23 protein-coding genes, 1 tRNA gene and 1 pseudogene are annotated in these 23,995 nt (G+C 68.3%); 14 read left to right on the top strand and 11 right to left on the bottom strand.

Going from position 1 to position 23,995, the window contains the following annotated elements:
• The 12 genes from CEF10_RS17120 to CEF10_RS00735 form a co-directional block, all read left to right on the top strand.
• The coding region (locus CEF10_RS17120; RefSeq protein ID WP_232796357.1) for an integrase core domain-containing protein at nucleotides 1-259 on the top strand (259 nt) is incomplete at its 5' end.
• Between the two features lie 58 nt (nucleotides 260-317).
• Nucleotides 318-803, top strand: a complete 486-nt coding sequence (locus CEF10_RS00690; RefSeq protein WP_408638406.1) for a Mu transposase domain-containing protein — start codon at nucleotides 318-320, stop codon at nucleotides 801-803.
• Nucleotides 804-815: 12 nt separating this feature from the next.
• Nucleotides 816-1,547, top strand: a complete 732-nt coding sequence (gene istB / locus CEF10_RS00695; protein ID WP_101065443.1) for an IS21-like element helper ATPase IstB — start codon at nucleotides 816-818, stop codon at nucleotides 1,545-1,547.
• Complete coding sequence (locus CEF10_RS16785; RefSeq protein WP_157932923.1) at nucleotides 1,544-1,705, top strand: hypothetical protein; 162 nt, start codon at nucleotides 1,544-1,546, stop codon at nucleotides 1,703-1,705. Before istB ends, CEF10_RS16785 begins: the two co-directional genes overlap by 4 nt.
• A gap of 375 nt (nucleotides 1,706-2,080) precedes the next feature.
• Nucleotides 2,081-2,854, top strand: coding sequence for an enoyl-CoA hydratase/isomerase family protein (locus CEF10_RS00700; RefSeq protein WP_101065444.1), 774 nt, complete (start codon nucleotides 2,081-2,083; stop codon nucleotides 2,852-2,854).
• Nucleotides 2,855-2,856: 2 nt separating this feature from the next.
• Nucleotides 2,857-4,497 carry an acyl-CoA mutase large subunit family protein gene (locus CEF10_RS00705; protein WP_101065445.1) on the top strand — a complete coding sequence of 547 codons (1,641 nt, stop codon included), beginning with the start codon at nucleotides 2,857-2,859 and terminating at the stop codon, nucleotides 4,495-4,497.
• Nucleotides 4,498-4,500: 3 nt separating this feature from the next.
• A complete protein-coding gene (locus tag CEF10_RS00710; protein WP_101065446.1) occupies nucleotides 4,501-4,896 on the top strand; it encodes a cobalamin B12-binding domain-containing protein in 396 nt (131 codons plus the stop codon).
• Between the two features lies 1 nt (nucleotide 4,897).
• On the top strand, nucleotides 4,898-6,037 hold the full coding sequence (locus CEF10_RS00715) for a CaiB/BaiF CoA transferase family protein (protein ID WP_101065447.1): 1,140 nt from the start codon (nucleotides 4,898-4,900) through the stop codon (nucleotides 6,035-6,037).
• On the top strand, nucleotides 6,034-6,912 hold the full coding sequence (locus CEF10_RS00720; protein ID WP_101065448.1) for an ArgK/MeaB family GTPase: 879 nt from the start codon (nucleotides 6,034-6,036) through the stop codon (nucleotides 6,910-6,912). The genes CEF10_RS00715 and CEF10_RS00720 overlap by 4 nt, the downstream gene beginning before the upstream one ends.
• Nucleotides 6,913-6,936: 24 nt before the next feature.
• Nucleotides 6,937-7,911: a TAXI family TRAP transporter solute-binding subunit gene (locus CEF10_RS00725; protein ID WP_101065449.1), complete on the top strand. Its 975-nt coding sequence runs from the start codon at nucleotides 6,937-6,939 to the stop codon at nucleotides 7,909-7,911.
• Nucleotides 7,912-7,969: 58 nt separating this feature from the next.
• A complete protein-coding gene (locus tag CEF10_RS00730) occupies nucleotides 7,970-9,859 on the top strand; it encodes a TRAP transporter permease (RefSeq protein ID WP_157932924.1) in 1,890 nt (629 codons plus the stop codon).
• Nucleotides 9,860-9,993: 134 nt separating this feature from the next.
• Nucleotides 9,994-10,737, top strand: a complete 744-nt coding sequence (locus tag CEF10_RS00735; RefSeq protein ID WP_198586119.1) for an IclR family transcriptional regulator — start codon at nucleotides 9,994-9,996, stop codon at nucleotides 10,735-10,737.
• A 62-nt stretch (nucleotides 10,738-10,799) separates the two neighbouring features.
• Here CEF10_RS00735 and CEF10_RS00740 read toward each other — a convergent pair whose 3' ends face one another.
• The 5 genes and pseudogenes from CEF10_RS00740 to CEF10_RS00755 form a co-directional block, all read right to left on the bottom strand.
• The gene (locus CEF10_RS00740) at nucleotides 10,800-13,430 is read right to left on the bottom strand and encodes an AAA family ATPase (RefSeq protein ID WP_101065452.1); all 2,631 of its coding nucleotides are present in this window, start codon (nucleotides 13,428-13,430) and stop codon (nucleotides 10,800-10,802) included.
• Nucleotides 13,427-14,551, bottom strand: coding sequence for a metallophosphoesterase family protein (locus tag CEF10_RS00745; RefSeq protein WP_101065453.1), 1,125 nt, complete (start codon nucleotides 14,549-14,551; stop codon nucleotides 13,427-13,429). The genes CEF10_RS00740 and CEF10_RS00745 overlap by 4 nt, the downstream gene beginning before the upstream one ends.
• A 137-nt stretch (nucleotides 14,552-14,688) precedes the next feature.
• Nucleotides 14,689-15,012 (bottom strand): hypothetical protein, encoded by a 324-nt coding sequence (locus CEF10_RS17125; protein WP_232796384.1) that lies wholly within the window; start codon nucleotides 15,010-15,012, stop codon nucleotides 14,689-14,691.
• 18 nt (nucleotides 15,013-15,030) lie between these two features.
• Nucleotides 15,031-15,435, bottom strand: a pseudogene (locus CEF10_RS17130) (zinc ribbon domain-containing protein); the annotation flags it as partial.
• 54 nt (nucleotides 15,436-15,489) lie between these two features.
• Nucleotides 15,490-15,566 (bottom strand) — tRNA-Pro (locus CEF10_RS00755).
• Nucleotides 15,567-15,661: 95 nt separating this feature from the next.
• Here CEF10_RS00755 and CEF10_RS00760 point away from each other — a divergent pair.
• Nucleotides 15,662-16,567: a CHAD domain-containing protein gene (locus CEF10_RS00760; protein WP_157932925.1), complete on the top strand. Its 906-nt coding sequence runs from the start codon at nucleotides 15,662-15,664 to the stop codon at nucleotides 16,565-16,567.
• 7 nt (nucleotides 16,568-16,574) lie between these two features.
• Here CEF10_RS00760 and leuB read toward each other — a convergent pair whose 3' ends face one another.
• Both leuB and CEF10_RS00770 read right to left on the bottom strand, forming a co-directional pair.
• Nucleotides 16,575-17,681: a 3-isopropylmalate dehydrogenase gene (leuB, locus tag CEF10_RS00765; protein WP_101065455.1), complete on the bottom strand. Its 1,107-nt coding sequence runs from the start codon at nucleotides 17,679-17,681 to the stop codon at nucleotides 16,575-16,577.
• Nucleotides 17,682-17,738: 57 nt separating this feature from the next.
• The gene (locus CEF10_RS00770; protein WP_332870120.1) at nucleotides 17,739-18,599 is read right to left on the bottom strand and encodes a LysR family transcriptional regulator; all 861 of its coding nucleotides are present in this window, start codon (nucleotides 18,597-18,599) and stop codon (nucleotides 17,739-17,741) included.
• A gap of 131 nt (nucleotides 18,600-18,730) precedes the next feature.
• On the opposite strand from CEF10_RS00770, the gene CEF10_RS00775 reads away from it, so the two are divergent.
• Nucleotides 18,731-19,657 (top strand): Rossmann-fold NAD(P)-binding domain-containing protein, encoded by a 927-nt coding sequence (locus tag CEF10_RS00775; RefSeq protein WP_232796359.1) that lies wholly within the window; start codon nucleotides 18,731-18,733, stop codon nucleotides 19,655-19,657.
• Here the strand turns inward: CEF10_RS00775 and CEF10_RS00780 are convergent.
• The 4 genes from CEF10_RS00780 to leuC all read right to left on the bottom strand — a co-directional run bounded on the left by CEF10_RS00780 (nucleotide 19,621) and on the right by leuC (nucleotide 23,932).
• Nucleotides 19,621-20,538, bottom strand: coding sequence for an endonuclease/exonuclease/phosphatase family protein (locus CEF10_RS00780; RefSeq protein WP_232796360.1), 918 nt, complete (start codon nucleotides 20,536-20,538; stop codon nucleotides 19,621-19,623). The genes CEF10_RS00775 and CEF10_RS00780 overlap by 37 nt on opposite strands.
• 155 nt (nucleotides 20,539-20,693) lie before the next feature.
• Nucleotides 20,694-21,533, bottom strand: a complete 840-nt coding sequence (locus tag CEF10_RS00785; protein ID WP_232796361.1) for a hypothetical protein — start codon at nucleotides 21,531-21,533, stop codon at nucleotides 20,694-20,696.
• 309 nt (nucleotides 21,534-21,842) lie between these two features.
• A complete protein-coding gene (gene leuD / locus CEF10_RS00790; protein ID WP_101065458.1) occupies nucleotides 21,843-22,448 on the bottom strand; it encodes a 3-isopropylmalate dehydratase small subunit in 606 nt (201 codons plus the stop codon).
• Between the two features lie 62 nt (nucleotides 22,449-22,510).
• Nucleotides 22,511-23,932, bottom strand: a complete 1,422-nt coding sequence (gene leuC, locus CEF10_RS00795) for a 3-isopropylmalate dehydratase large subunit (protein WP_101065459.1) — start codon at nucleotides 23,930-23,932, stop codon at nucleotides 22,511-22,513.
• Between the last annotated feature and the right edge of the window lie 63 nt (nucleotides 23,933-23,995).

The following is a 23,995-nucleotide window of genomic DNA, read 5'->3' on the forward strand; positions in this document are numbered from 1 at the left end:
ATGGTGCCAAGAAACGCGGATCGACTGGCACTACATCGCACCGGGAAAGCCAATGCAGAACGGCTTCATCGAGTCTTTCAACGGCAGCTTCCGGGACGAGCTATTGAACGAGACCCTGTTCTCAACGCTGGCCGAAGCCCGTGAAAAGATCGGCGCATGGAAGGAGGACTACAACCGACACAGACCCCACTCATCCCTGGGCAATCTCACGCCGCAGGAGTTTGCAATGAAATCGAAACTGGAAACCAAGGCCGCATGAGGCCAGTAATCAACCGACGGATTCTTCCTAAGGCTGGAGGAAAGTCGGGTCTCAGGTCATTCCCCATCAGCTCCTGAAGAAGACGCTCTGGGTCCGGATCACGGCCAAAACCGTCGAGGTCTTCCATGATGGCGAGCGCGTGGCGTCCCATCTTCGGACTTCGGGCAACCGCAAGCACACCACCGTGGCCGATCACATGCCCGCCAGCCATCGCCGATACGCCGGGATGACGCCGGCCGCGATCCGACGAAAAGCCGACAAGATCGGCCCCAACACCGCCACCCTCGTGGACCTCATCCTGCACGAGAAGCCGCATCCCGAGCAGGGGTTCCGGGCCTGCCTCGGCATCGTGCGACTGGCCAGGCCCCACGGCGCCGACGCGCTCGAGGCCGCATGCCAGCGCGCTCACGAGATCGGCTGTCTGTCCTACAGCTCGGTCAAGTCCATCCTCCGGAACAACCTGCATCGCCGACGGCCCGAGACGCCCGCGGAGGGGCCGGCGATCCCCCACCCCAACATCCGCGGCGCTAATTACTTCAATTGACAAGGAGACAGCATGCTCGATCACCCAACCCAGCAACGCCTGCGCGAGCTCAAGCTCGACGGCATGGCCGACGCCTTTGCAGACCTGCAGAGCCAGGACCAGGCCGCCGATCTGAGCCATGCCGAATGGCTCGGCTTCCTGATCGACCGAGAGGCATCCAACCGCAGCACCAAGCGCCATCAGAGCCGGATGCGGACCGCGAAGCTGCGTCATGCCGGCGCCACCGTCGAGGACGTCGATTACCGCGCCCCGCGGCAACTCGACCGGGGCCTGTTCCGCCAACTCGCTCACGGCGACTGGATCGGCAAGCGGCAGAACCTGATCATCACCGGCCCCTGCGGTGTCGGGAAGACCTGGCTCGCCTGCGCCCTCGGCCAGAAAGCTTGTCGCGACGGCAGCACCGTGCTCTATCACCGCCTGCCGCGACTGTTCGCCGACCTCGAACTCGCCCACGGCGACGGCCGGTTCCCCAAGCTGTTCCGGCAGCTCGTCCGCACCGATCTGCTGATCCTGGACGACTGGGGGCCGGACCGGCTGACGGCCGCGCAACGGTGCGACCTCATGGAGATCGTCGAGGAGCGCTACGGCAACGGCTCGATCCTCGTCACAAGCCAGCTCCCCGTCGAGGCGTGGCACGACGTCATCGGCGAGCCCACCTTCGCTGACGCCATCCTCGACCGGCTTGTTCACAACGCCCACAGGCTGCCCCTTGACGGCCCCTCGATGCGAAAGAGCGAAATGTGACACATACCAGCATCACCGCCGCGCGCGACGCCGCGCCAGCGTCATGGGGCGCGCACGGCCTCGCGCGCGGCTCCGGTGTCACGAGCCTCGAAACCCTTGACCGAACCAACCGGAAACGACATCACGAAACCACGCTCAGAGGCGTCGTCACGCAGTGACCGGATACCCGGAATCGCTGACCGGATGCCGTCGGAACGACCGACCGGATACGTTGGAATGCGCACGCGAGGGCGCGGCGCAAGACAAGTCCCGACCCTTGCGGCAACCGTGATCCTTCGGCCGTGATCGTCAAACGGTCTCGAGTCCGGCAAGTGAGCCCCACGCTCGACAAGCAGGAGCCGCCAAGGCCAAGGGAAGGGTTTGACTCGGTGTTGCATGTCGAGTAGCTTCCATATTTGAAAATGTATTTCTAAAAATGGAATACAGCTTCGAGCAATGGCGGTTGTCGGGCGGCCAGGTTCGAAGGTGCCAAGTGGGGAGGACGCGACGATGATGTTGGATTTCCGGGGCGGGTCGCGCCGCGTGGTCACCGCATGACGCAGCAGATCGTCACAAGCCGGATCGAGGACGGCACGCTTCACGTCACCATTAACCGGGCAGAGAAGCGAAACCCCTTGAGCCGCGCCGTGCTGGATGAGCTTCGGCGGCTGTTCGACGCGGCGTCGACAGATGACGGCCTGTCCTGCGCGGTTCTTCGCGGCGCCGGCGACAGGACCTTTGCCTCCGGCGGCGACCTGAAGGAACTGGCCGATGTGAAGGGCGCGGCGGCCGCCTGCGAGATGGCCGAAAACGCCAAGCTCGCGCTCGCGGCCGTCCGGGCCTTCCCGGTTCCGGTGATCGCCGCACTCAACGGTGACGCGCTGGGCGGCGGGGCGGAACTGGCGATGGCCTGCGACATGCGGATCGCGGCGCCGCATGCGCGCATCGGGTTCATCCAGGGCAGGCTGGCCATTTCCTCGGCCTGGGGCGGGGGCGTCGACCTCATGCGGCTTGTCGGCCCGTCTGTGGCATTGCAACTGCTGACCCGGTCCGAGGTGCTGGACGCGCCCGCGGCGCGGCAGGTCGGCCTCGTGAACGCGGTGGGTGACGCCGACATGGCCTTCGAGGCGGCGGTCGCCGACTTCCTCGGCCCGATGCAGCGGCAATCGCCGCACGTCATGCGCGCCTTCAAGGCCTTGGCGATGCCCCTTCGCACCGAAGGGCGCGCCACGCTCGACATGATCGAAACCGAACGCTTCGGCATGACCTGGGAGCATCCGGATCACGATGCCGCGGTCGCGAAAATTCTCAACAGGAAAGCGGGGTAGCCATGACCGACATCGACACCCGCCTGGCCGGCAAGGGCGGCGCTCCGAGCCGCGCGACGAACGATCCGCTGGCGCGCACGCCGAGCGGGATCGACGTGCCCGTCACGATCACGCCGGACATGGCCGGCACCGTCGCGATCGGGGCGCCCGGCCAGTTCCCGTTCACGCGGGGCATCTTCGAGAACGGCTATCGCGGCCGCCTGTGGACGATCCGCCAGTACTCGGGCTTCGGCACGGCAGAAAGCACCAACGCGCGCTACAAGTTCCTGCTTGATCGCGGACAGACCGGCCTTTCGGTCGCCCTGGACCTGCCGACGCAGTGCGGCTACGACCCGGTGGACCCGATGGCCCGGTCCGAGGTCGGCAAGGTGGGTGTCTCCCTGTCGAACCTTGCCGAGGCGGAGATCCTGTTCGACGGGATCGACCTTTCGGGCATCTCCACGTCCTTCACCATCAACGGCACCGCCGCGATCGTCTATGCGATGTACCTTGCGGTGGCCGACAAGCAGGGCGTGCCGCGCGACAAGCTGACGGGCACGATCCAGAACGACATTCTAAAGGAATACGTGGCCCGCGGCACCTGGATATTCCCGGTGCGCCAGTCGATGCGGCTGATCGCCGACAGCGTGCTTTACGCCAACGCGGAGACACCACGCTTCAACCCGATCTCGATCGCCGGCGCGCATGTGCGCGACGCGGGCGCAAACGCTGCCGAGGAGATGGGCTACACCCTCGCCAACGGGCTGGCCTATGTCGACGAGTTCAAGGCCCGTGGCGGTGACATCAACGCTTTCGCCAAGCGGCTTAGCTTCTTCTTCTACGTCCACATGGACCTGTTCGAGGAGGTCGCCAAGTTCCGCGCCGGGCGCAGGCTCTGGGCGAAGCTGCTGCGGGACCGCTACGGCGTTACGGACGAGAAGGCATTGCGCTTCCGTTTCGGCGTGGTTTGCGGCGGCTCGTCCCTGACGGCCGCCCAGCCGCAGAACAACATCGTGCGCGTGGGAATCGAAACGCTGGCCGCCGTGATGGGGGGCGCGCAGTCGGTATTCACCTGCGCCTTCGACGAGGCCTACCAGATCCCCACGGAAACCAGCGCGGAGATCGCCCTGCGCACCCAGCAGATCGTCGCCCACGAAAGCGGCGTCGCGCGCACGGTCGATCCGTTGGGGGGCAGTTACTACACCGAGTGGCTGACCGACCGGATGGAGGAAGAGATCGCGCGTATCATGCGCGAGGTCGACGATTACGGCGGTGTCGTGAAGGCGATCGAGGACGGTTACCTGCAAACCCGGATCGCCGAACGGGCCAAGGAACGCAAGCAGGCCACGGATTCCGGCGACCGCCCGGTCGTCGGCGTCAACGTTGGCACCCGCGAAAAGACCGAAACCGACACCGGCGAGATGTTCCACCAGGATCCCGAGACAGTCCGGCACGTCACCGACAAGTACGAACGTGTCATGGATGGCCGCGACGCGGCCGCCGTGGAAAGCGCGCTTGCCCGCCTTCGGGCGGCCGCCCGCACCGACGACGAGAACGTCATGCCCCACCTCGTGGAATGTTGCCACGCCTACGCGACCGTCGGCGAGATGGTCGCCGCGCTCAAGGCGGAGTGGGGCGAGTTCCAGGAACCCATAAGGTTTTGAGCCATGCCACTGGACAAGAAGCGGATCCTCATCGCGAAACCCGGCCTCGACGGGCACGACGTGGGCGCCAAGGTCATCGCGCTCGCCCTGCGGGATGCCGGCGCCGAGGTGATCTACACCGGCCTTCGCCGCAGCCCCGAGCACATCGTGCGGATCGCGGTGGACGAGGACGTGGACATGGTCGGGCTGTCGATCCTGTCGGGCAGCCACAAGGAACTGGTGGCCGACGTGGTCTCGCGGCTGGAAAGCGAGGACGCGGGCGACATCAAGCTTTTCGTGGGCGGCACCATTCCCGACGAGGACCATGCCGACCTGCGCGACGCCGGCGTGTCCGGCGTGTTCACCAGCGAGATGAAGATCGAGACCGTGATCGCCGAGATAGAAAGGCAGTTGTCCTGACATGACCGGCCCACTGAGCGGCAAGACGATACTGGAGGTCGGGCACATGCTCGCGGGGCCCTACTGCGGCATGTTGCTGGCGGACCTCGGCGCGCGGGTCATCAAGATCGAGGGGCCCGAGGGCGACATCGGCCGCACGATCAGCCCGCACGCGATCGGGGCGCACAATGCCTATTTCGCGTCGCTCAACCGTGGCAAGGAAAGTGTCGTGCTCGACCTCGCCTCGGAGGCCGGCCAGGCGGACCTGCGCCGGCTGGCGCGGCAGGCCGACGCCCTGCTGACCAACCTGCGCCCCTCCGCGATCAAGAAACTGGGGCTGACCTATGCGGCCCTGCATCGCGTGAACCCGCGGCTGGTCTGCGTGGCGCTGACGGGCTACGGGCTGGACGGTCCGTTCTCGGAATCACCGGCCTATGATTACGTGATCCAGGCGATGACCGGGGTCATGATGCTGACCGGCGATCCCGACGGCCCGCCCGTGAAACCCGGCTACTCGGCAGTCGACAATTCCGCCGGGATCATGGGTGCGCTGGCGCTGGTGGCCAAGATCGTCGAAGGCCGCGGCGGGCAGATGGACGTGTCGATGTACGACACGCTGCTGTCGCAGCTCAATTACGTCGCCAGCGGCTACCTCAATGCCGGGGTCAGGGCCGAGCGGATCAGGGACGGCGCGCACCCCTACATCGTGCCCGCGCAGCTTTTCGCAGCGCGCGAGGGCTACCTCGTGCTTTTCATCACGCACGACAAGTTCTGGCGCCTCTTCGCCGACGCGCTGTCGCGGCCCGACTGGCTTGACGACCCGCGCTTTGCCACGATGAAGGGACGTCAGGACAACCGCGACGTGGTGGTCGCCGCGATCGCCCGGGAACTGCGCGCCGACACCGCGGAGGCCTGGGCGGAGCGCCTCGCGCCGCTGGGGGTCGTTGCGGCGGCCGTGCAGACGCTGCCCGACGCGCTGGACGGTCCGTTGACGGCGTCGCGCGACATGGTGGTCGAGGTGCCCGTCGGGGCGAACCGGCTGCGCATGATCGGCAACCCGATCAAGGACGACGGCCACCGCGGCGAGGTCCGCCCGCCGCCGGGGCTGGGCGAACACGACGCCATCCTGCGCGCCGGCCGCGGCGAGGAGACGGGCACGTGACCGCGCCGCGGCCACGCCGGCGCATCTCGCGCGAACTGACGCGGATCGCCAACGCGCCCGTCGACAGCGTTCTGGCGGAAATCGGCGACAGCGCGCCGGCCAGCCGCCCGCGGATCGGCGTGACCGGCCCGCCCGGCGCGGGCAAGTCGACCCTGATCAACACTCTTGCCGCGCACCGGATCGGTGCGAACCTTTGCGACACGATGGCGGTCCTCGCGATCGATCCCTCCAGCCCCGTCAGCGGGGGCTCGATACTCGGCGACCGCATCCGGATGGACCGCATCGCCGACCTGCCGGGCCTCTTCATCCGCTCGCTGTCCAGTCGCGGCGCCCGCAACGGGTTGTGCGACAACATCGTCGACCTGCTGGTGGCGCTGGAACGTCACGCCTTCGACGAGATCGTGCTGGAAACCGTCGGTACTGGCCAGTCCGAGGTTGAGGTCGCGGAGCTGGTCGACACCACCGTCCTGATCGTGCCGCCCGACGCCGGGGACAGCGTGCAGACGATGAAATCCGGGATCCTGGAGGTCGCTGACATCATCGCCGTCACCAAGGCCGATATGCCCGGTGCCGCGCGCATGGCCGCCGATATCGGCACCATCCTGCGGGCCCGCGGCGACTGGATGCCGCCGGTTGTCGAAACCCGGGGGGACGGCACCGGCGTCCCCCGGCTGAGTGACGAGATCGACCGGCACCGTGCGTGGCTGGCCGAGGCGCGGCCACACGCGGTCTCGAACGCGCGCCGCAGGCGATACCACCTGCGCGCCCTGATCGCCCGGCAGGCAGAAGAGGCCCTGTCAGGCGACCGCCACCTGGCCGAAGGCGCACTGGCGGACGCCTACGAGAAGCTGACGCGCAAACTCGGCGTCGGCTGAATTCAACCAAAGGGAGGAGACACCATGAAAACCATCAAGACAACCGGACTGGGGGCCGCGATCGCGGCCTGCCTGGCCTTCACAGGCGCCCATGCCCAGGAGCGCCTGACCATGGGCGCGACGCACAGCGCATCGTCGTTCTATGCCTACCAGGTCGGGATCGCCAACTTCCTCAACACCGCGGTCGATGGCATCGACGTCAACGTGCGCGAACTCGGCGGTGCCGAAGTCTCGACCGAGGCGCTGCTGCGCAACGAGGTCGACATGGGCATCTCGGTCACGTCGTCCGACCACGGCGCCGTGCAGGGCGAGGCACCTTTCCGCGAACCGGCGGACAACCTGCGCACGCTCTACTTCTTCGCGCCGCTGCCGCTCAACTTCGTGGTGGCGTCGGGCAGCGGCATCGAAACCGTCAGCGACCTCGAGGGCGAGGCGTTCAACCCCGGCGGCCGCGGCACCTCGACCGAGGGACAGGTGGACAAGGTGTTCGAAACCATCGGCATCAGCCCCGATCTCGCGCGCGCCGAGGGCAGCGATGCGCTGGACGCCTTCCAGAACCGCCAGATCGTCGGTTTCGTCAAGGGCGGGATCAATCCGGACGGATACATCGAACAGGCCGCGTCGTCGCGCGACATACGCGTGCTGTCGCTGACCGAGGAGCAGCGCGACGCGGTGACCGGGGCCTACCCGTTCTTCAGCAGCGCGCAGACCAACCCCGACGAATTCTACGGCGACAGCGGCGGGCCGGTGGACACCGTTCAAACCGCCATCGGCATCAACACCACCTCGGCCCTGCCCGAGCAGATCGCCTATGACATCGCCAAGGCGATCTTTTCCGAGGCGGGCAAGACGGCGGCCTCCGAGGTCTACAAGCCGGCCGCCGGGATCGACGCCGCGCAGCTGACCATCGACGCCGCCGTCGCGCCGCTGCATTCGGGCGTGGTTCGCTACCTCGAGGAAGAGGGGTACACGGTGCCCGGCGCCGTGACCGTCGAGTGACCCGATGACCGAGACGACCCGGGATACCGCCACGTCCGGCGCCGGGGGGCGCGCACCAATGCCGCGTGCCCTGGTGACGCCGCGCTACCTGCTGCCGGTCGCGGTGGCCTGGGTCGTCTTTCACCTTGTCGCCGCCGGCTCGGGGCTGATCGGCAGCCACGTGCTGCGAAGCGTGCACCTGTGCGGGGCGATCGTGCTGACGGTTCTGTTCCAGCCGCTGCGGCCCGCCCTGCGGGCGGTGGACTGGGCCATCATCGCCACGGCCGTCACGGCCGGTGGCTATCTCGTCGTGCACAGCGACGCCATCCTGATGTCCAACTGGTTCATCAATCCCGCCGTCGAAAAGGCGCTGAGCGGCGCGCTCTTCCTGGCGCTGATGGAATGCATCCGCCGCGCGCTGGGATGGGTCTTCGTCGGGCTGGTGCTGGTGTTCCTGGCCTACGCGGTCCTTGGCCCCTACATCCCCGGCGTCCTGGGGCATCGCGGCCTGACCGCGGACCGGCTGCTGTTCAGCTTCTACCTCGGGGCGCAGGGCGTGACTGGGATGCTGGTGGGGATCTCCGCAAGCGTGGTCGCGCTGTTCCTGATCTTCGGCGAGCTGCTGAATACCAGCGGCGCGGGCCAGACCTTCCTGAACATCGCGCTGCGCATCGGTGGCCGGCTGCGCGGGGGCGCCGGCATGGTCGCGGTGATCGGCAGCGCGTTCATGGGCATGATCAACGGTTCGGCGGTGGCGAACGTCGCCAGCACCGGGGTGCTGACGATCCCGCTGATGCGCCGCCTGGGTTTTTCCCGCAACCTTTCCGGCGCGATCGAGTCGGTGGCCTCCACCGGCGGGCAGTTCATGCCGCCGATCATGGGGCCCGGCGCCTTCCTGATGGCCGAGCTTCTGGGCATTTCCTATCTCGATGTCGCGACGGCCGCGCTGATCCCGTCCACCCTGTTCTACATCGGGCTGCTCTTCGCGGTCTGGCTTTTCGCGGGCAAGAACGGCCTGCAACCCATCCCCAGCGAGATGATCCCGGAGCGGCGGGTCGCCTATGCGCCGAGGGCCGTGCTGGTGCTGATCGTGCCGATCGGCGTGCTCGTCGGGCTGGTCATCGCGCGGTTCACCGTCCAGTACGCCGTGCTTTGGGCGATCGTCCTGGCGCTGCTCCTGTTCGTCATCGGCCAGCTTTCCACGCTCCGCGAGGCGGGCGGGATGCGCCGCGCGCTGGCGGAAACCGGGCGCGGGATCGGCATGATGTCGGACCAGGCGGCACGCAACGTGGCCTATGTCGGGATGATCATCGCGGCGGCGCAGCTTGTCGTGGCGATCATCAACCTCACCGGGCTCGGGGTCACGCTGTCGCAGATCATCGTCACGCTCGGCCGCGACATGCTTGTGCTGTCGTTGATCCTGACGATGGTGGTCGCGATCATGCTGGGCATGGGCATGCCGACCCCGGCGGCCTATGCGGTCGCCGCGGCCGTGCTCGGGCCGCCGCTTGGGCGCCTCGGGCTGGAACTGATCGAGGCGCACCTGTTCATCTACTATTTCGCGTGCCTCGCGGCGATCACGCCCCCCGTCGCCGCGGCGGTGTTCGCGGCCACCGCGATCAGCCGCGGCAGGGTGCTTCCCACGGCCGGTTTCGCGATCCTGCTGTCGCTCAGCCTTTACCTCGTGCCCTATCTTTTCGTGCAGGACCCGGTCCTGCTGATGCAGGGCAGCATCGGCAGCATCGCGGTCGCCTTCGTGACCGGCGCGGCCGGCGTCGGGCTGCTCACCGTCGTCACCGTGGGGTATTTCGAGGCAGCGGTCCCGCTGGCCGTGCGCGGGGCGTGCCTTCTTGCCGCGCTGGCACTTCTGCTGCCGGACACGCTGACGGATGTGATCGGCGCGGTGGTCTTTGCCGGTCTTTTGGCCTTACATCTGCGGGCACGGCAGTCGGCCGGTGCCCGCCCCTGAGGCCGCGCCACGGTGGGTAACGGCCCGCGTGACAAGACGACGTGTTTCGGGGTATGCGCAGTGCCGATATGGCGCGCGGGCGGCGCAGGCCGCCATCGCGCCACCCATTGGGCAAGGGAAGGCGGCCGCAGGCAATGAAATTTTCAGACGCGTCTTCGACACGGGCTCTCAGGTTGTTCGAGTGTTTCGCGCAAGAGGGCACGCCCCTTTCGCTGAGCGAAATCGCCAAGCTCATGGACACGCCGATCAGCACCTGCCACGCGCTCGTCGCCGTCCTGCGCGAGGGTGGCTACCTTTACACGAACCGCAGGACGAAAAGGTTCTACCCGACGAAGAGACTGCTCCGCCTTGCCCGGAGCATCGCCGCCGAGGATCCCATGGTATCCTACTTCGAACCGTACCTGCGCCAGCTGGGCGAAGCGACGCGCGAAACCGTGATCCTCGGCACCCGGCAGGACGACAGCGTTGTCTACCTCGACGTGATCGAGGGGCCGCAGGTCATCCGCTACAGCGCCGAACCGGGCGACATCAAGCCGCTGCATTCCAGCGCGATCGGCAAGCTCGTGCTGGGCGAGATGCCGGACGAGGAACGGGCGAGGGTGCTGGACCGGCTCTCACTCGACAAGGTGACGGACAACACGGTCGTCGAGAAAGCGGCGCTGGACGCACAGTTGCGCGACGCACACGCGGCGGGCGTGTATCTGACCAGCGGGGAAAACGTTTCCGACGTGATGGCGGCCGCCATTCCGGTGGTCGTGTATGGTGAGCTTTTCGGCGTTGCGGTGGCGGGGCCGCGCGAGCGCATGAAAGCGGGGTACGACGCGGTTCAAGCGGCGCTCATGCAGGTCGGGCAAGCCCTGAAAACGGATTTCGAATAGCGCGCTCGACAGCCGGTACGCCCGGTCCGGCATGGCGGCCCGCCGCGGTCGCGCCATCTGCATCAGCCGCTCGCCGGCGCCCGCTCGATCGCCGGCCGCGTGCCGCCAAGGTCCTCGAAGGCCCGTGTCCGGCAGGAAAAGACCAGGATCTGCTGGTTGCGCGCGGCGCGCGTCAACGCCGAGAACATCTTCACGATCCGTGCGTCGTCGGAATGGACCAGCGCGTCGTCGAGGATGATCGGGATCTCCCGGCCCTGGCGCGCGTAGAGACGTGCGAAGGCCAGCCGGGTCAGGATCGCAACCTGCTCGACCGCCCCGCCACTGAGAACGTCGAGCTCCTCCGTTTCCCCGTCGCGGACGATGCGCGCCGGCAGCATGGTCTCGGGGTCCATCTCGACCTCGGCGTCCGGGTGGAGCATCTTAAGCAAGGGCAGCAGCTCGTTCGTCACCGGTTCGAAGTACGTTTCGCGCGCGGCCGCCCGCGCGGCCTCCAGCTGCGCCTTGAGTTCCCTGAGGACGGCCACCTCCTCGGCGTAGCGCGCCGCGCGCTCGCGGGCGCGTTTCAGCTTGTCACGGCACTCCTCGAGGCGGTACTCGACGCCGTCCTCGGCGCGCGCGCCGATCAGCCCGTCGAGCGTGGCGAGCCGTTCCTGCCGATGCGCCCGGGTCCTCTCCGTCGCCTCCTGTGCCGATCGGACACGTTCGAGTTCGGCCTCCAGCGCCTCGAGGTCCGGGGCCTTCGCCTCGAGATCCGCAAGGGCCGCGTGCGCCTCGTCCCGTGCCTGAAGCGCCCGGTCCCTGGCCGCGTCGCGTTCCGCGACCGCCTCGGGGCCGGGCGCGGTCTCGGCCTCCGCGATCGCCTGCCTGATCAGCCGCGCTTCCGTGCGCGCGCCGGCCAGCGCCTCGGCCGCCGCATTGCGGGATTCGCGGGCGGTATCGCGCCGCGTTGTCGCTTGTGCGACCGCGGTTTCCGCGGCCTCCAGCGCGCGCTCGAGCGCACCGGAGTCCTCCTTCGGAGGCTCGTCCGATAGGTCCAGCCCCTCGGCCTCGAGGGCCTCGATCTCCTGCCGCAACGCATCGACGCCCTCCGGCGCGACGACGGCGAGGGCATCCTCCGCCCGGGCCTTCTCCCGGGTGGCCGCCTGCCACGTTTCGTGCAGCGCACGCGCCTGGGCACGGGTCTCCACGCCGAGTCGGTCGAGCACGTCGGCCAGCGCGTCCTCGGCTCGAGCAACATGGTCGGCGTCCACGGACCCGGATGGCCGAAGCGTCATCCGCCCGATCCCCGGCAGCGCAAGAACTGTCTTGGTCACGATCGGCAATTCCGTGCCGGGCTCCACGGGGGCCTGCCCCTGCAGGACACGGGCCGCGCCGTCATAGTCCATCGATACCCGTGGCGCCGACGCCTCGCGCCGGGCCGTCAGCCCCGCCAGTTCATCCGCGCGGGCCTCCACCTCGGCAACAAGGTCGGGCACGCCCGCGTGCCCGGCCAGGAACTCCGCGCTCGTCCGGTGCGCCCGGACGAAGCCGCGCGCCTTGTTCATCTGGGCGACCAGCTTTTCATGCCGGGCAGCACGCTCGCGCCGCTTCTCGTGGTCCCGCACGGCCGCCAGGCGCGCGGCCACTTCGTCGCGTACGGCGACCGCCGTCCTGAGGCCCTTCTCTTCATGCGCGAGATCGGCATCGCGGCTTTCCAGATCCTCGGTCGCCCGCTCGAGCGCCGCGTCGGCCGTCCCGGCCGCCGTCCGGCGCGCGGCGTCCGCTTCGCGGGCGCGGCGGGCGGAGTCCGCCCGTTCCCCGGCGCGGTCGGCCTCGATCTGTGCAAGCCGCAGGGTCTGCCGTGCCTCCTCCACCCGCGCGGCGTGGGCCCGCGCGGTCTCCACGGCCTCCCGCGCGGCGCGCAGCGCCTCGGCCCGCTGTGCATCGCGGTCCGGGTCGGCGTCCGCCGCGCTTTGCCGGCGCAGCTCGGCGCGCTCCTCGAGCGCGTCGGTGAGTTCCGACAGCGGTCCGGACAACTCCGCTTCCTCTGCCTCGAGGGCCGCGACCTCCGCGCGCGCCCGGGCCCAGGCGCCGCCGGCCTTGGGATTTCCCGCCTGCGTGGCCAGCGCCTCCAGCTCCGCGGTACATTTCTTCATGATCGCGTCCATCCGGCGCCCGCCCGTGATATTGTCCACCTCGCCGGCAACCGACGACATGAGGGTCTGCCGCGCCTCGCGCAGCCGCGCGCGTTCGGATTTCTCGCGCGCGCCGCTGCCCGCGGGTTCCATCCCGGTCGCGCCCTGGCGGACCCACAGAAGCCCGGCCGGGGCGCCCTCGGCAGCGCCGATGAAGCGCGCGATCCAGTCCTCGGCCTCGCCTTCCTGGGCGATCACCCGTCCGTTGGCGAGGTCGGTCACGCGCGCGGCCTTGCGGGACAGGAAGCTCTTTTCCAGCCGGAATGCCCGTCCCTGCGGGTCCTCCACATCCGCCGCGATGCGCACCGCCCCCTTCGCGTAGGGCTGCAGGCTCTTGATCTCCTGTGCCTGGCTCTTGTGGTCGAGAAAGAAGAGCGCGTGAAGCGCGTCGAAGAAGGTGGACTTGCCGGATTCGTTGGGCGCCGAGATCGTGGTGACCCCGTCCCCGATGCCCGTGATCGAGGCCGTCTCGCCGGCAAACCGGCGGACGTTCGTAAGGTGGATCGCGCGCAGCTTCATTGCGATACCTCCCTGGCCATCGTGTAGAGCCGGGACAGCGCCCGTTCGCTGACGCGGCGCTCGTCGGCGGCGCGGTCGGCATCCTCGCTGTCCGCCAACAGCCGCTCGGCCGCCACGCGCAACGCCCCTGCCGTGTCGATGTCGTCGAGGTCCGTGGTGTCATGCTCGGTCGCGATGGCCGAGGTGTCGGCCTCGAAATGCCCGAAATCATCGGCAAGGTCCGCGCAAACCCGCTCGACCTGCGCCTGCGCGCCCAGCGGCAGCCGGCCCTCCACGGTCATCCGAACCAGCGCGTCGCGCCGCGCCGCCGGCGCCGGCAGCGCGGCCTCGAGCGCCGCCCGGATGTCCTCCCCCGGCCGCAGGTCGACCCGGGGCGCACACCAGCTGAAATGACCCGTCGGGATCGCTTCTACGTCGGGTGTCGCCCCCGGCGCCGCGATCTCGACCAGCAGCGGGCCGGCGCGATCGTGCCGCTTGAAGCTGTCGGGCTCCGGCGCACCGCTGTACCAGGTGCGCGCATCGACCCGGAGACGGCCATGCCAGTCCCCGAGCGCGAGGTAATCGAGGCCCGCCGACCGGGCCCGGTCGGGCGCAATCACGCCCGGCGCCGCATCGTCGCTGCCGAAGTCGCGGATGCCGCCGTGCGCGAGCCCGACCCGGACCCGTGCCGGATCGGTTTCGGCATCGTCCATCCATTCCGTGAGGTCGCGCCCGGGGTGGCGCACCTGCGGCGGCGCGGGCAGCAGCGTCATGTCCGCCCCGACGTCCACCGGCAGCGGGTCGAGCGCGAGGATCACGTTGTCGGGTTTTTCCCGCACGATCCTGTCCCAGAGCTCCGACGCGGCGAGGCTGTCATGGTTGCCCGGCAGGATGACCCACCGGATGTCCGAGGCGTCGGCGAACGCCCGGATCGCCTGCCGGACGACGCGCGGCGGGGGTGTCTGCGCATCGAAGGTGTCGCCGGCCAGCAGTACCGTCCCGGCCGCGCGGTCTCGAGCAAGCTGCGCGATCTCCGCGATCTTCGCGAACCGCGCCTCGCGCAGCCGCCCGCGGAGCGACTCGTCGAAACGGCCGAAGGGCTTGGCCAGGTGAAGATCGGACGTATGCAGAAAGCGCGGCATTCAGCCTCCAGATTGAATTTCTCACGACGGTACCTTGTTGCCGGACCAAGCGTTCCCGCGGTGAGACTTGCGTTCATTCCTCATCCAGAACGGCGCCGCGCTCAACCTGGCGATTGCGAAATCGGGATGCTCTGCAATCAAGGCGCCTCGGCGGTGATGCCCGCCGACGCGCACGCATTACACCGACACCAAGCCCGAGATCGTCGGCAGAAATCCTTCCCGGGCCAGCCCGGTCCGCCCAAGCCGCCCTCCACGGCGCGTAGAAGGTTCGCGTGGATCGTTTGCAGGTCCCGCACCTTCTCGTCGTGCCGCCGTAGGGCGGCACCGCTGTCCTCTTCCTGCGCGCGCAGCTTGGCGATGAAGCGGGCGCGGAAGTCCTCATACGCCGCGTCCTGCATCAGGCCGCTGCGCATGCAGCCCAGGATCGCCTCGGCCGCGTCGGTCTCGCGCAGCCCGGGCATTCCCTCGCAGACAGCGGCCCCCTTCTCCTTGGCGTTGGCACAGTAGTAGAGGCGCCGACGGCCCTTGCCGGCCACGGTGAGCTTGCCACCGCACTGGCCGCAGCTCAGCAACCCGGACAGAAGGTATTTTCCGGCGGCGCGTGCTCTGCGACGCGCCTGCGCCGGTCTTCCATTCCTCCGGCGGATTGAGACGGGACACGCGCTTCTGCGTGATCGGATGCTTGCGATAGGACAGCCGGTTCCAGACCCGCCGGCCGCTATAAAGCTCGTTGTTGAGTATGCCGGTGCCGCGGGCGCGATGCCCGTGGATCGTGTTCTGCTTCCAATGCCGATTGAGTCAAATGACTTCCGAGGCCCGGTTCGAGAACAATGGGGGAAGCAGGTCAGCCAGCAGCGGGCTTCGCTGCAAATTGCTAACCGCATATCCTAGGAAGCAATTTCGCTGGAACAGACCAGATCGTGCCGGCCCTCGAACAATGGTCGGAGTGGCAGGATTCGAACCTACGACCCCCGCCTCCCGAAGACGGTGCTCTACCAGGCTGAGCTACACTCCGACCGTGCAGGGGCGATTAAACCCAACCGTCGCGATATGCAAGTGTTGAAATAACCCGAAACCATGGACAGATTGGCGAAAAATCCGCGGGGAGCAATGTCCTATCGGCTCAATCCCGAGAACGCGTTGATCGACGAGATGCGCACCGCCGCATACGAGCAGATCGACGGCGCCCTGGCTTCGCTTGAGGCCACCGAGACCGAGCTGGAGGAATCGGTACATGACGTGCGCAAGCGGATGAAGAAACTTCGCGGGCTTCTGCGGCTGGCGCGGCCCGCGCTGGGCAGGACCTACGAGACCGAGAACCGTGCCTTTCGCGACATCGCGCGGCTTTTCTCTGACATCCGCGACGCGCAGGTGCTGCGCGAGACGGTTGACGGGCTGGCCGGGCATATGCCCGAGGATCGCGCCGAGGCCGTTCTCGCGCCCGTGCGCGACTGGGCCGATGCACGACGGGACGCGGTGCTGCGCGAGAAGAACCTGCCGGTCCGGCTGGAGGACGCCGGCCACCGCCTTGTCGCCGCGCGCGACCGCGTGACCGCCTGGGCGCTGATGGAAGCCGAGGACGCCGCAATTGCCGGCGGAGTTGCCAAGACGTACGGTCGGGTGTGCAAGCGCCATTTCGAGGCACGGCAAGCTCCGAACCCGGAGCGCCTGCACGAATGGCGCAAGCGGGTGAAGTATCACTGGTACCATTGCCGGCTGCTGCGCAACGCATGGCCGGCCGAGTTGTCGGCGCGCGCCGACGCGCTGGACGACCTGGGCGAATGGCTGGGGGATGACCACGATCTGGTCGTCCTGGTCGACACGCTGCGCGAGGACGCGACCGGCCGTCTTCCCCAGGCCGCGATCGAAGAGATCGCCACGCTCGCGCGTGAACGGGGCCAGATGCTGCGCCAACGCGCCTTTGCCGCGGCGCCGCGGCTCATGGTCGAATCCAGGCAGGCGCTCGCGCAGCGCCTTGCGGGCTATTGGTCGGTCGCGCGGGCCTCGGCCGAATAGACGCCGATCAAAGGCTTTCGTCGAGCGCCGCGAGGATCGCGTCGCCCATCTGCGCCGTGGTCACGGGCGTTGCGCCCTCTTCACCCAGCAGGTCCGGGGTGCGCTTTCCCTCGGCCAGCACGCGCTCGACGGCAGCCTCCAGCCTGCTCGCCTCCTCGCCCCGGTCGAAGCTGTAGCGCAGCGCCATGGCGAAGCTCAGGATGCAGGCGATGGGGTTCGCCTTGCCCTGCCCGGCGATGTCCGGAGCGCTGCCATGCACGGGCTCGTAGAGCGCCTTGGGTCGGCCGTTTGCCATCGGTGCACCCAGGCTGGCCGAGGGCAGCATGCCCAGGGACCCGGTCAGCATCGCCGCCGCGTCCGAGAGCAGGTCCCCGAACAGGTTGTCGGTGACGATCACGTCGAACTGCTTGGGCCAGCGGCACAGCTGCATCGCGCCCGCGTCCGCGTACATGTGCGACAGCGCCACGTCGGCATAGTCGGCGTCTTGCACCCGCGTGACCACCTCGCGCCACAACACACCGGATTCCATCACGTTGGCCTTTTCCATCGAGCAGACGCGGTTAGACCGCTTGCGTGCCAGTTCGAACGCCGCCCGCGCCACGCGGTCGATCTCGGACTCGGTGTAACGCTGGGTGTTGATGCCCACCCGTTCGTTCCCTTCCTCGAAGATGCCGCGCGGCTCCCCGAAGTAGACCCCGCTCGTCAGCTCGCGCACGATCATGATGTCCAGTCCCGCGACCACGTCACGCTTCAGGCTGGAGAAATCGGCCAGCGCATCGAAGCATTGTGCCGGGCGCAGGTTCGCGAAAAGGTCCATCTCCTTGCGCAGGCGCAGCAGGCCGCGTTCGGGCTTCAAGCTGAAATCCAGGGTGTCGTAGTTCGGCCCGCCCACGGCGCCCAGCAGGACGGCATCGACCGCTTGGGCCTTCTCCATGGTCTTGTCGGCCAACGGCACACCGTGTGCGTCATAGGCCGCACCCCCAACGAGATCCTCGGACAGGTCGAAGGCCATCCCGCGCTTTTGCCCGAACCACTCGATGACCCTGGCGACCTCGGTCATGACCTCGGGGCCGATGCCATCGCCGGGCAGGATGAGAAGCGAGGGGGTGCTCATGGGGCCGTCCTTCCGTTTTCTTGCGTCGCTTTCGCGTATCCCGAAGGTCACCGGCGGTCAAGAAAGCCAAGGGGCGAGTCCCGCGGCCAGCGCATCCCAAACCCGCGCGATGCGGGGCGTCTGGCGCAGGCTGCGGTGCGTGGCCAGCCAGACGGGCAGGACCGGCAGATCGAGGCCAAGGTCGATCTCCTCGATCGCGGGGTCGGCACGGCCCAGTGTCGCCTGCCCGAAGCCGATGCCGCAGCCCGCCCGCACGAGCGCCCAGTAGACCGGGTGGCTGTCGCAGCGCAGCGCGAACCAGTCGTGCGTGGCGGCAAGGCCGCGTGCCTGCATGCCGCGAATGATCTCCTCGCTGCGGTCGTAGCCGATCATGCTGTGCTGCCCGAGGTCGGCCACGCTGCGCGGGCGCCCCGCCCGGTCGAGATAGCGTCGGGCGGCGAACATACCCAGTTCGGCGTCGCCCAGGTGCCGCGCCACGAGATCGAGCTGCCGCGGCCGGTACATGCGCACCGCGATGTCGGATTCGCGGAACAACAGGTTCTCGCTGGCGTTACTGGCGACAAGATCGACGGTGATGCCCGGTTCGGCGGTGTGAAGCTCGGCCAGGATGGGGGGCAGGACGTGCAGCGCCACCATGTCGCTGGCGGTGATGCGCACCGGGCCGCTCAGCTCGGTTTGCCGCCCGGCGGCGGTCAGTTCGATCTCGCTCATGGCCGCCTGCATGCGGCGGGCCGGTTCGATCAGGGCGCGGGCGGTGTCGGTGGGGGCCAGCCCCCGCGGCTGGCGGTCGAACAGTCGCTGCCCGAGTGCCGCCTCGAGCTGGCGCACCTGCCGGCCCAGCGTGGGCTGGCTGACGCCCGTTCGCCGCGCAGCACCGGAAAGCGACCCGGTGTCCGCAACGGCGAGAAACGCCCGCACGAGCGACCAATCGACCGGGGAAAGGGTTTTTCCATTCATATATGAAAATTACAGCAAGGAATTTTGGCAATCCCCATTCTTCCCTGTTGGCCGCAATGCCGTGTCACCACAGACACGTGAAAGGGCGCATCATGCGGAAAACTGTCCTCATCCTCGGGGCCTCCGGCCGGTTCGGCCGCAATATCGCTACGCCATTCGAGGCGGCGGGGTGGCTTGTGCGCGGCTTCCGGCGTGGCACGGACGACCTCGACGCCGCGGCGCAGGGCGCCGACGTGATCGCAAACGGCTGGAACCCGCCCTACCACCGCTGGGCGGCGGAATTGCCCGGGTTGCACGCGCAGGTGCGCCGCGCGGCGCTGCGGCACGAGTGCACGGTGCTGTTGCCCGGCAACGTCTATGTCTTCGGGCGGGATGCCGGCGTGGTCTGGCGCGCGGACACGCCGCACCGCGCCACCAACCGCCTGGGGCGGCTGCGCATCGAGTTGGAGGCCGCCTATCGCGACGAAGGGGTGCGCACTATCCTGTTGCGCGGCGGGGATTTCCTGGATACCGAGGCCAGCGGCCAGGTGTTCGACCGTCTGATGGCGCACCGGATCGCGCGTGGCGTGCTGCACTATCCCGGGCGGCTGGATGTGCCGCATGCCTGGGCCTATCTGCCGGATTTCGCGCGCGCCTTTCAGCTGCTGGCCGAAGCGCGCGATGGCCTGCCGCGTTTTGCCGACATCCCGTTTCCCGGCCACACCCTGACGGGGGCCGAGGTCGTCGCCACGCTGGAGCGAGTGACCGGGCGGCCGCTGCGGGTGCGGCCGGTGCCGTGGTGGCTGTTGCGGCTGGTGCAGCCGGCGATGCCGGTGCTGAGCGGCACGCGCGAGATGCGCTATCTCTGGGACATTCCGCACCGGTTGGACGGGGCGCGGTTTTCCGAGCTGCTGCCGGACTTCCGGGCCACCTCCGCCGAAGAGGCCCTTGCCGCGGCGGCGGCGCCCCTGCTGCCGCGCGTGCCGGCGCGCGGCGTTGCGGATCACTCGATGGCGAGGTCCACCCAGACCAGCCTGTGACGGCTGGCCGCGCGCGCGTCCGCCGCGCCGGGCGCGCCGGGCGGGGGCCAGTGCACCCCGGCATCCACGACGTGCCAGTCCGCCGAGGGCAGGACGTAATCCACACGCAACGCGCCCGGGCCGTCCCACGCCACCGTGTCCAGGCGCGGATCGCCCGCGTGGCCGGGTTGCGGCGGCACGGGGGAGGGCCGGGCGGGCTGCGGATCCTGCAAGCGCGGGTCGGTCAGCAGCGCGCGCAGGGGCGGCTTGCGCCCCTCGCCGTCGGCCGGGTCGTTGTTCGCGCCGCCCATGAGCACGAAGCGCGCCTCCGGCGGTGATCCGAAAGCGCCGTCGAGAAACAGCCGCCAGAATCGCAGCTCATCGCGGTTGCGCAAACCGTTCCGGTCTTCCGGGCCGTCAAAGACGGGCGGCGTGGCATGGAAGGCCAGAACCGTCAGCGGCCCCGTTTCATGATCGAACGGCACCACCCACGACCCGACGGAGGCGAGGCGTTGCGCTGCCTGGGCCGCCTCGGAGGGGAACGGCGTGCCGTCGGGGTGCTCGGGCAGGTGCGCGCCCGGCAGGTCGCGCCACGACAGCCGGGAGAAATCCCGAACGCCACCCGTTCGCACCGGCAGCTGCGAGAGCAACGCCATCCCGCCCTGTCCGGGGAACCGGCCGTAGCCCTGTGCATCGCGGGCGCGTCCCTCTCGCCCGTCCCCGTCCATGTCCAGCCCGGTGGGCCACCCGGTATTGGGCCTAAGGGCGAACAGGTGGGGATATTGCGGGCCGCCAAGCGCGATGCGATCGCGCAGCGCCGACAGCGTGACGAGGTCGTGATCATAGTCGACGTCCAGCAGCAGCAGCACGTCGGGCGCAACCCGCGCGATGACGCGCGCCACCGCCTCGATCTGCGCGTCCTGGCCACCGTGGATATCCCGCAGCAGTAACCCGGGGCCATCGCGTGACAGGTCGCCGTGGAAGGTGGCAACGCGCAGCGTTTGCGCCGATGCGCCCGTCGCGGCAAGCCAGACCAGCCCGGCGACAACGAGGCCCCTCAGGCGGTGCGCAGCGTCTTGTCCTGCGCGCGGGCGTAGGCGCGGCGGCGCTTTTCGTCGATCATGGCGGCCACACGTTCCATCGCGATGCCGCGCATGATCATTGCGGCTGGCAAAAAGGCCCATGCTGTCATCGTCCAGATCAGCGACTGCGGGTTCTCCATCGTGATCGGGCCGATCAGATCGGAGGCGGCCTTGACGATCACGGGAATCAGGAATGGCAGCAGAGCCCCTAACACAATGTTAAGAGCCGCATCGCGGCGCAGCCGGCCGACCACGTCGCCAACGGCGGTGGGATCGAACAGCGGCAGGTTGACCCAGACGTTGAACGCCATGTGGCGTGCGGGCCAACCGAACAGCCGAACCCACGTGAGAAAGACCAGCATCGCCGAAAGAGAGATCATGTAGGCGATCCCGGCCGCCGTGCGGACGGAGTTTATCAGGCCGGCGCCGGCGTTCTCGGGCAGCATGAGCACCACAAGACGCACCGGCGAATAAGGAAAGTCGATCGCGTGGCCCAAGCCGATGCCCAGTGCGGTGAGAACGCGCGTCAGGTCGGTCGGATCGCTCTTGCCCCGGCAAATCAGCGACAGCACCACGACGATCAGGAACAGGGCGGTGAACTTCACGCGGTTGAAGGGCGGCGCGAAACGGAATTCGACGATACCCGGGTAGCGGCTGAAATACTCGATGAAGGTCATCATCGCTGCGAGGAACGCCAGGACAACCACGATCTGCGTCGTGTCGAGCCCGACCGACGGCAAGAGCAGCGACGGCGTCATCACGAGCGCCGCCACGAGGACGGCACGCAAGAACGCGCTGACTGTGCGTGCGATCACTGCTCGTTCCCCTTCGACGCGGCCGGGCGCGATGCCTTGCCGCCCCCTTGTTCCTACCTGGTCCCGCTCTTGATGGCGGGCTGCCTCAACATGGTGGAATCCTGCCTTGTTTCGCGCGCCATCTCAAGCTTTTGGTTCCTTTGGCCGCGCATTCGCGGCCCCGGGCACGCGCGACTGGTGCCGCAATGCATCAATTGCGGCTGATCCCGGTGCACCGGCAACATGGAGATCCAAGATGTTGTGTTGAATGGGGTTTCAGGTACCAGAGCACCATCGGTGGCCGCGCCCGGTGGCGGGCGCGGCCCCGGGTCACATCCAGGGGCGTTCCGCCGCTGCCCTGCTTTCGAACGCCTCGATCGCCCGGGCCTTTTCCATCGTCAGACCGATATCGTCGAGCCCCTCGAGCAGGCAGTGCTTCTTGAAGGCGTCGATCTCGAACGGGAAGGTTTCGCCGTCCGCGGTGGTGATCGTCTGGTTTTCGAGGTCGACCGTCATGCGCGCGTTGGCGCCCTTATCGGCTTCGCGCATCAGGACGTCCACCTGCGCCTGCGGCAGGGCGATGGGCAGGATACCGTTCTTGAAGCAGTTGTTGTGGAAGATGTCGGCGAAGCTGGGTGCGATGATGCAGCGGATGCCGAAATCCTTGATCGCCCATGGCGCGTGTTCGCGCGAGGAGCCGCAGCCGAAGTTGTCGCCCGCGACCAGGATCTCGGCCTCGCGGTAGGCCGGCTGGTTGAGCACGAAATCGGGAATCTCGTTGCCTTCGCGGTCATAGCGCATCTCGTCGAACAGGTTCACGCCCAGACCGGTGCGTTTGATCGTCTTCAGGAACTGCTTGGGGATGATCATGTCGGTGTCGACATTCATCATCGGCAGGGGCGCCGCGACGCCGGTGAATTTCTGGAATTTTTCCATTCTCGCTCTCCTTGGAACGGGTGGCGGGGCGGCCCCGCCCCACGTCTTCGGCAAGCCGGGCGTCAGCCCGGCACACCGTCGCCCATCATCTCCCGCACATCGGTCAGCCTGCCCGTCACCGCGGCCGCGGCGGCCATGGCGGGGCTCATCAGGTGGGTGCGGCCCTTGTAGCCCTGCCGCCCCTCGAAGTTGCGGTTCGAGGTCGAGGCGCAGCGTTCGCCGGGCGACAGCTGATCGGGGTTCATGCCCAGACACATCGAGCAGCCGGCCATGCGCCATTCGAACCCCGCCTCCTGCAGCTTCTGCGCGATCCCCTCTTCCTCGGCCTGCGCGCGCACGAGGCCCGATCCGGGCACGATCATCGCGCGCAGCCCGTCCTTGACGCGCCTGCCTTCCATGACGCGGGCGACCTCGCGCAGGTCCTCGATGCGGCCGTTGGTGCACGAGCCGATGAACACCGTGTCGATCTCGACGTCCGACAGCTTCTGGCCCGGCTCGAGGCCCATGTACTCCAGCGCGCGGCGCGCGGCATCGGCCTTGCCGCCCTCGAAGGACTCGGGCGCGGGCACCTCGGCGGTGATCGGCAGCACGTCCTCGGGCGAGGTGCCCCAGGTGACGACCGGCGTGATCTCGGCCGCGTCGATCTCGATCACCTTGTCGTAATGCGCGCCCTCGTCCGAGCGCATGGATTTCCAGTAGGCGACCGCGGCTTCCCAGGCCGCGCCCTTGGGCGCGTGCGGGCGGCCCTTGAGATATTCGAAGGTCTTGTCGTCCGGTGCGATCAGCCCGGCGCGCGCGCCGCCCTCGATCGCCATGTTGCACACGGTCATCCGCCCTTCCATTGAAAGCGCCTCGATCGCGCTGCCGGCGTATTCGATGACGTGGCCCGTGCCGCCGGCGGTGCCGGTGCGGCCGATGATCGTCAGCGTGATGTCCTTCGCCGTCACACCAGGCGGCAGTTCGCCGTCGACCTTCACCAGCATGTTCTTCGACTTCGACTGGATCAGCGTCTGCGTGGCGAGCACGTGCTCGACCTCCGAGGTGCCGATGCCGTGGGCCAGCGCCCCGAAGGCGCCGTGCGTGGCGGTGTGGCTGTCGCCGCAGACGATTGTCATGCCCGGCTGGGTCCAGCCCTGCTCGGGGCCGATGATGTGGACGATCCCCTGGCGGACATCGTCCACGTCGTACATCTCGATCCCGAAATCGGCGGCGTTCTTGCGCAGCGCCTCCACCTGGATGCGCGATTGTTCGTCCTTGATGCCCTGGATGCGGGTCGGGTCGGTCGGCACGTTGTGGTCGGGCACCGCGATGGTCTTTTCGGGGTGGCGCACCGGGCGGCCGGCCATGCGCAGGCCTTCGAAGGCCTGCGGGCTGGTCACCTCGTGCACCAGGTGGCGGTCGATATAAAGCAGGGATGTGCCGTCCTCGGCCTCGTGCACCAGGTGGGCATCCCAGATCTTGTCATAGAGCGTCTTGGGGGGCATCGGTCCTCTCCCGTGTGATTGGCTTGGGTCGGTGGCGCGACGGGGAAAGGCGGCCTATAGGCG

Origin of the sequence: Roseovarius salinarum (assembly GCF_002834145.1) — a bacterium.
Classification (GTDB): domain Bacteria; phylum Pseudomonadota; class Alphaproteobacteria; order Rhodobacterales; family Rhodobacteraceae; genus Roseovarius; species Roseovarius salinarum.

Bases quoted from the DNA above. Each gene is read 5' to 3' on its own strand.
- CEF10_RS00775 (WP_232796359.1), top strand. From the start codon at position 18,731: ATGCGGAAAACTGTCCTCATCCTCGGGGCCTCCGGCCGGTTCGGCCGC.
- CEF10_RS17125 (WP_232796384.1), bottom strand. From the start codon at position 15,012: ATGCCCGGGCTGCGCGAGACCGACGCGGCCGAGGCGATCCTGGGCTGC.
- istB (WP_101065443.1), top strand. From the start codon at position 816: ATGCTCGATCACCCAACCCAGCAACGCCTGCGCGAGCTCAAGCTCGAC.
- CEF10_RS00730 (WP_157932924.1), top strand. From the start codon at position 7,970: ATGCCGCGTGCCCTGGTGACGCCGCGCTACCTGCTGCCGGTCGCGGTG.
- CEF10_RS00760 (WP_157932925.1), top strand. From the start codon at position 15,662: ATGTCCTATCGGCTCAATCCCGAGAACGCGTTGATCGACGAGATGCGC.
- CEF10_RS00700 (WP_101065444.1), top strand. From the start codon at position 2,081: ATGACGCAGCAGATCGTCACAAGCCGGATCGAGGACGGCACGCTTCAC.
- CEF10_RS00710 (WP_101065446.1), top strand. From the start codon at position 4,501: ATGCCACTGGACAAGAAGCGGATCCTCATCGCGAAACCCGGCCTCGAC.
- CEF10_RS00745 (WP_101065453.1), bottom strand. From the start codon at position 14,551: ATGCCGCGCTTTCTGCATACGTCCGATCTTCACCTGGCCAAGCCCTTC.
- leuD (WP_101065458.1), bottom strand. From the start codon at position 22,448: ATGGAAAAATTCCAGAAATTCACCGGCGTCGCGGCGCCCCTGCCGATG.
- leuC (WP_101065459.1), bottom strand. From the start codon at position 23,932: ATGCCCCCCAAGACGCTCTATGACAAGATCTGGGATGCCCACCTGGTG.
- CEF10_RS00715 (WP_101065447.1), top strand. From the start codon at position 4,898: ATGACCGGCCCACTGAGCGGCAAGACGATACTGGAGGTCGGGCACATG.
- leuB (WP_101065455.1), bottom strand. From the start codon at position 17,681: ATGAGCACCCCCTCGCTTCTCATCCTGCCCGGCGATGGCATCGGCCCC.
- CEF10_RS00705 (WP_101065445.1), top strand. From the start codon at position 2,857: ATGACCGACATCGACACCCGCCTGGCCGGCAAGGGCGGCGCTCCGAGC.
- CEF10_RS00725 (WP_101065449.1), top strand. From the start codon at position 6,937: ATGAAAACCATCAAGACAACCGGACTGGGGGCCGCGATCGCGGCCTGC.
- CEF10_RS00735 (WP_198586119.1), top strand. From the start codon at position 9,994: ATGAAATTTTCAGACGCGTCTTCGACACGGGCTCTCAGGTTGTTCGAG.
- CEF10_RS00740 (WP_101065452.1), bottom strand. From the start codon at position 13,430: ATGAAGCTGCGCGCGATCCACCTTACGAACGTCCGCCGGTTTGCCGGC.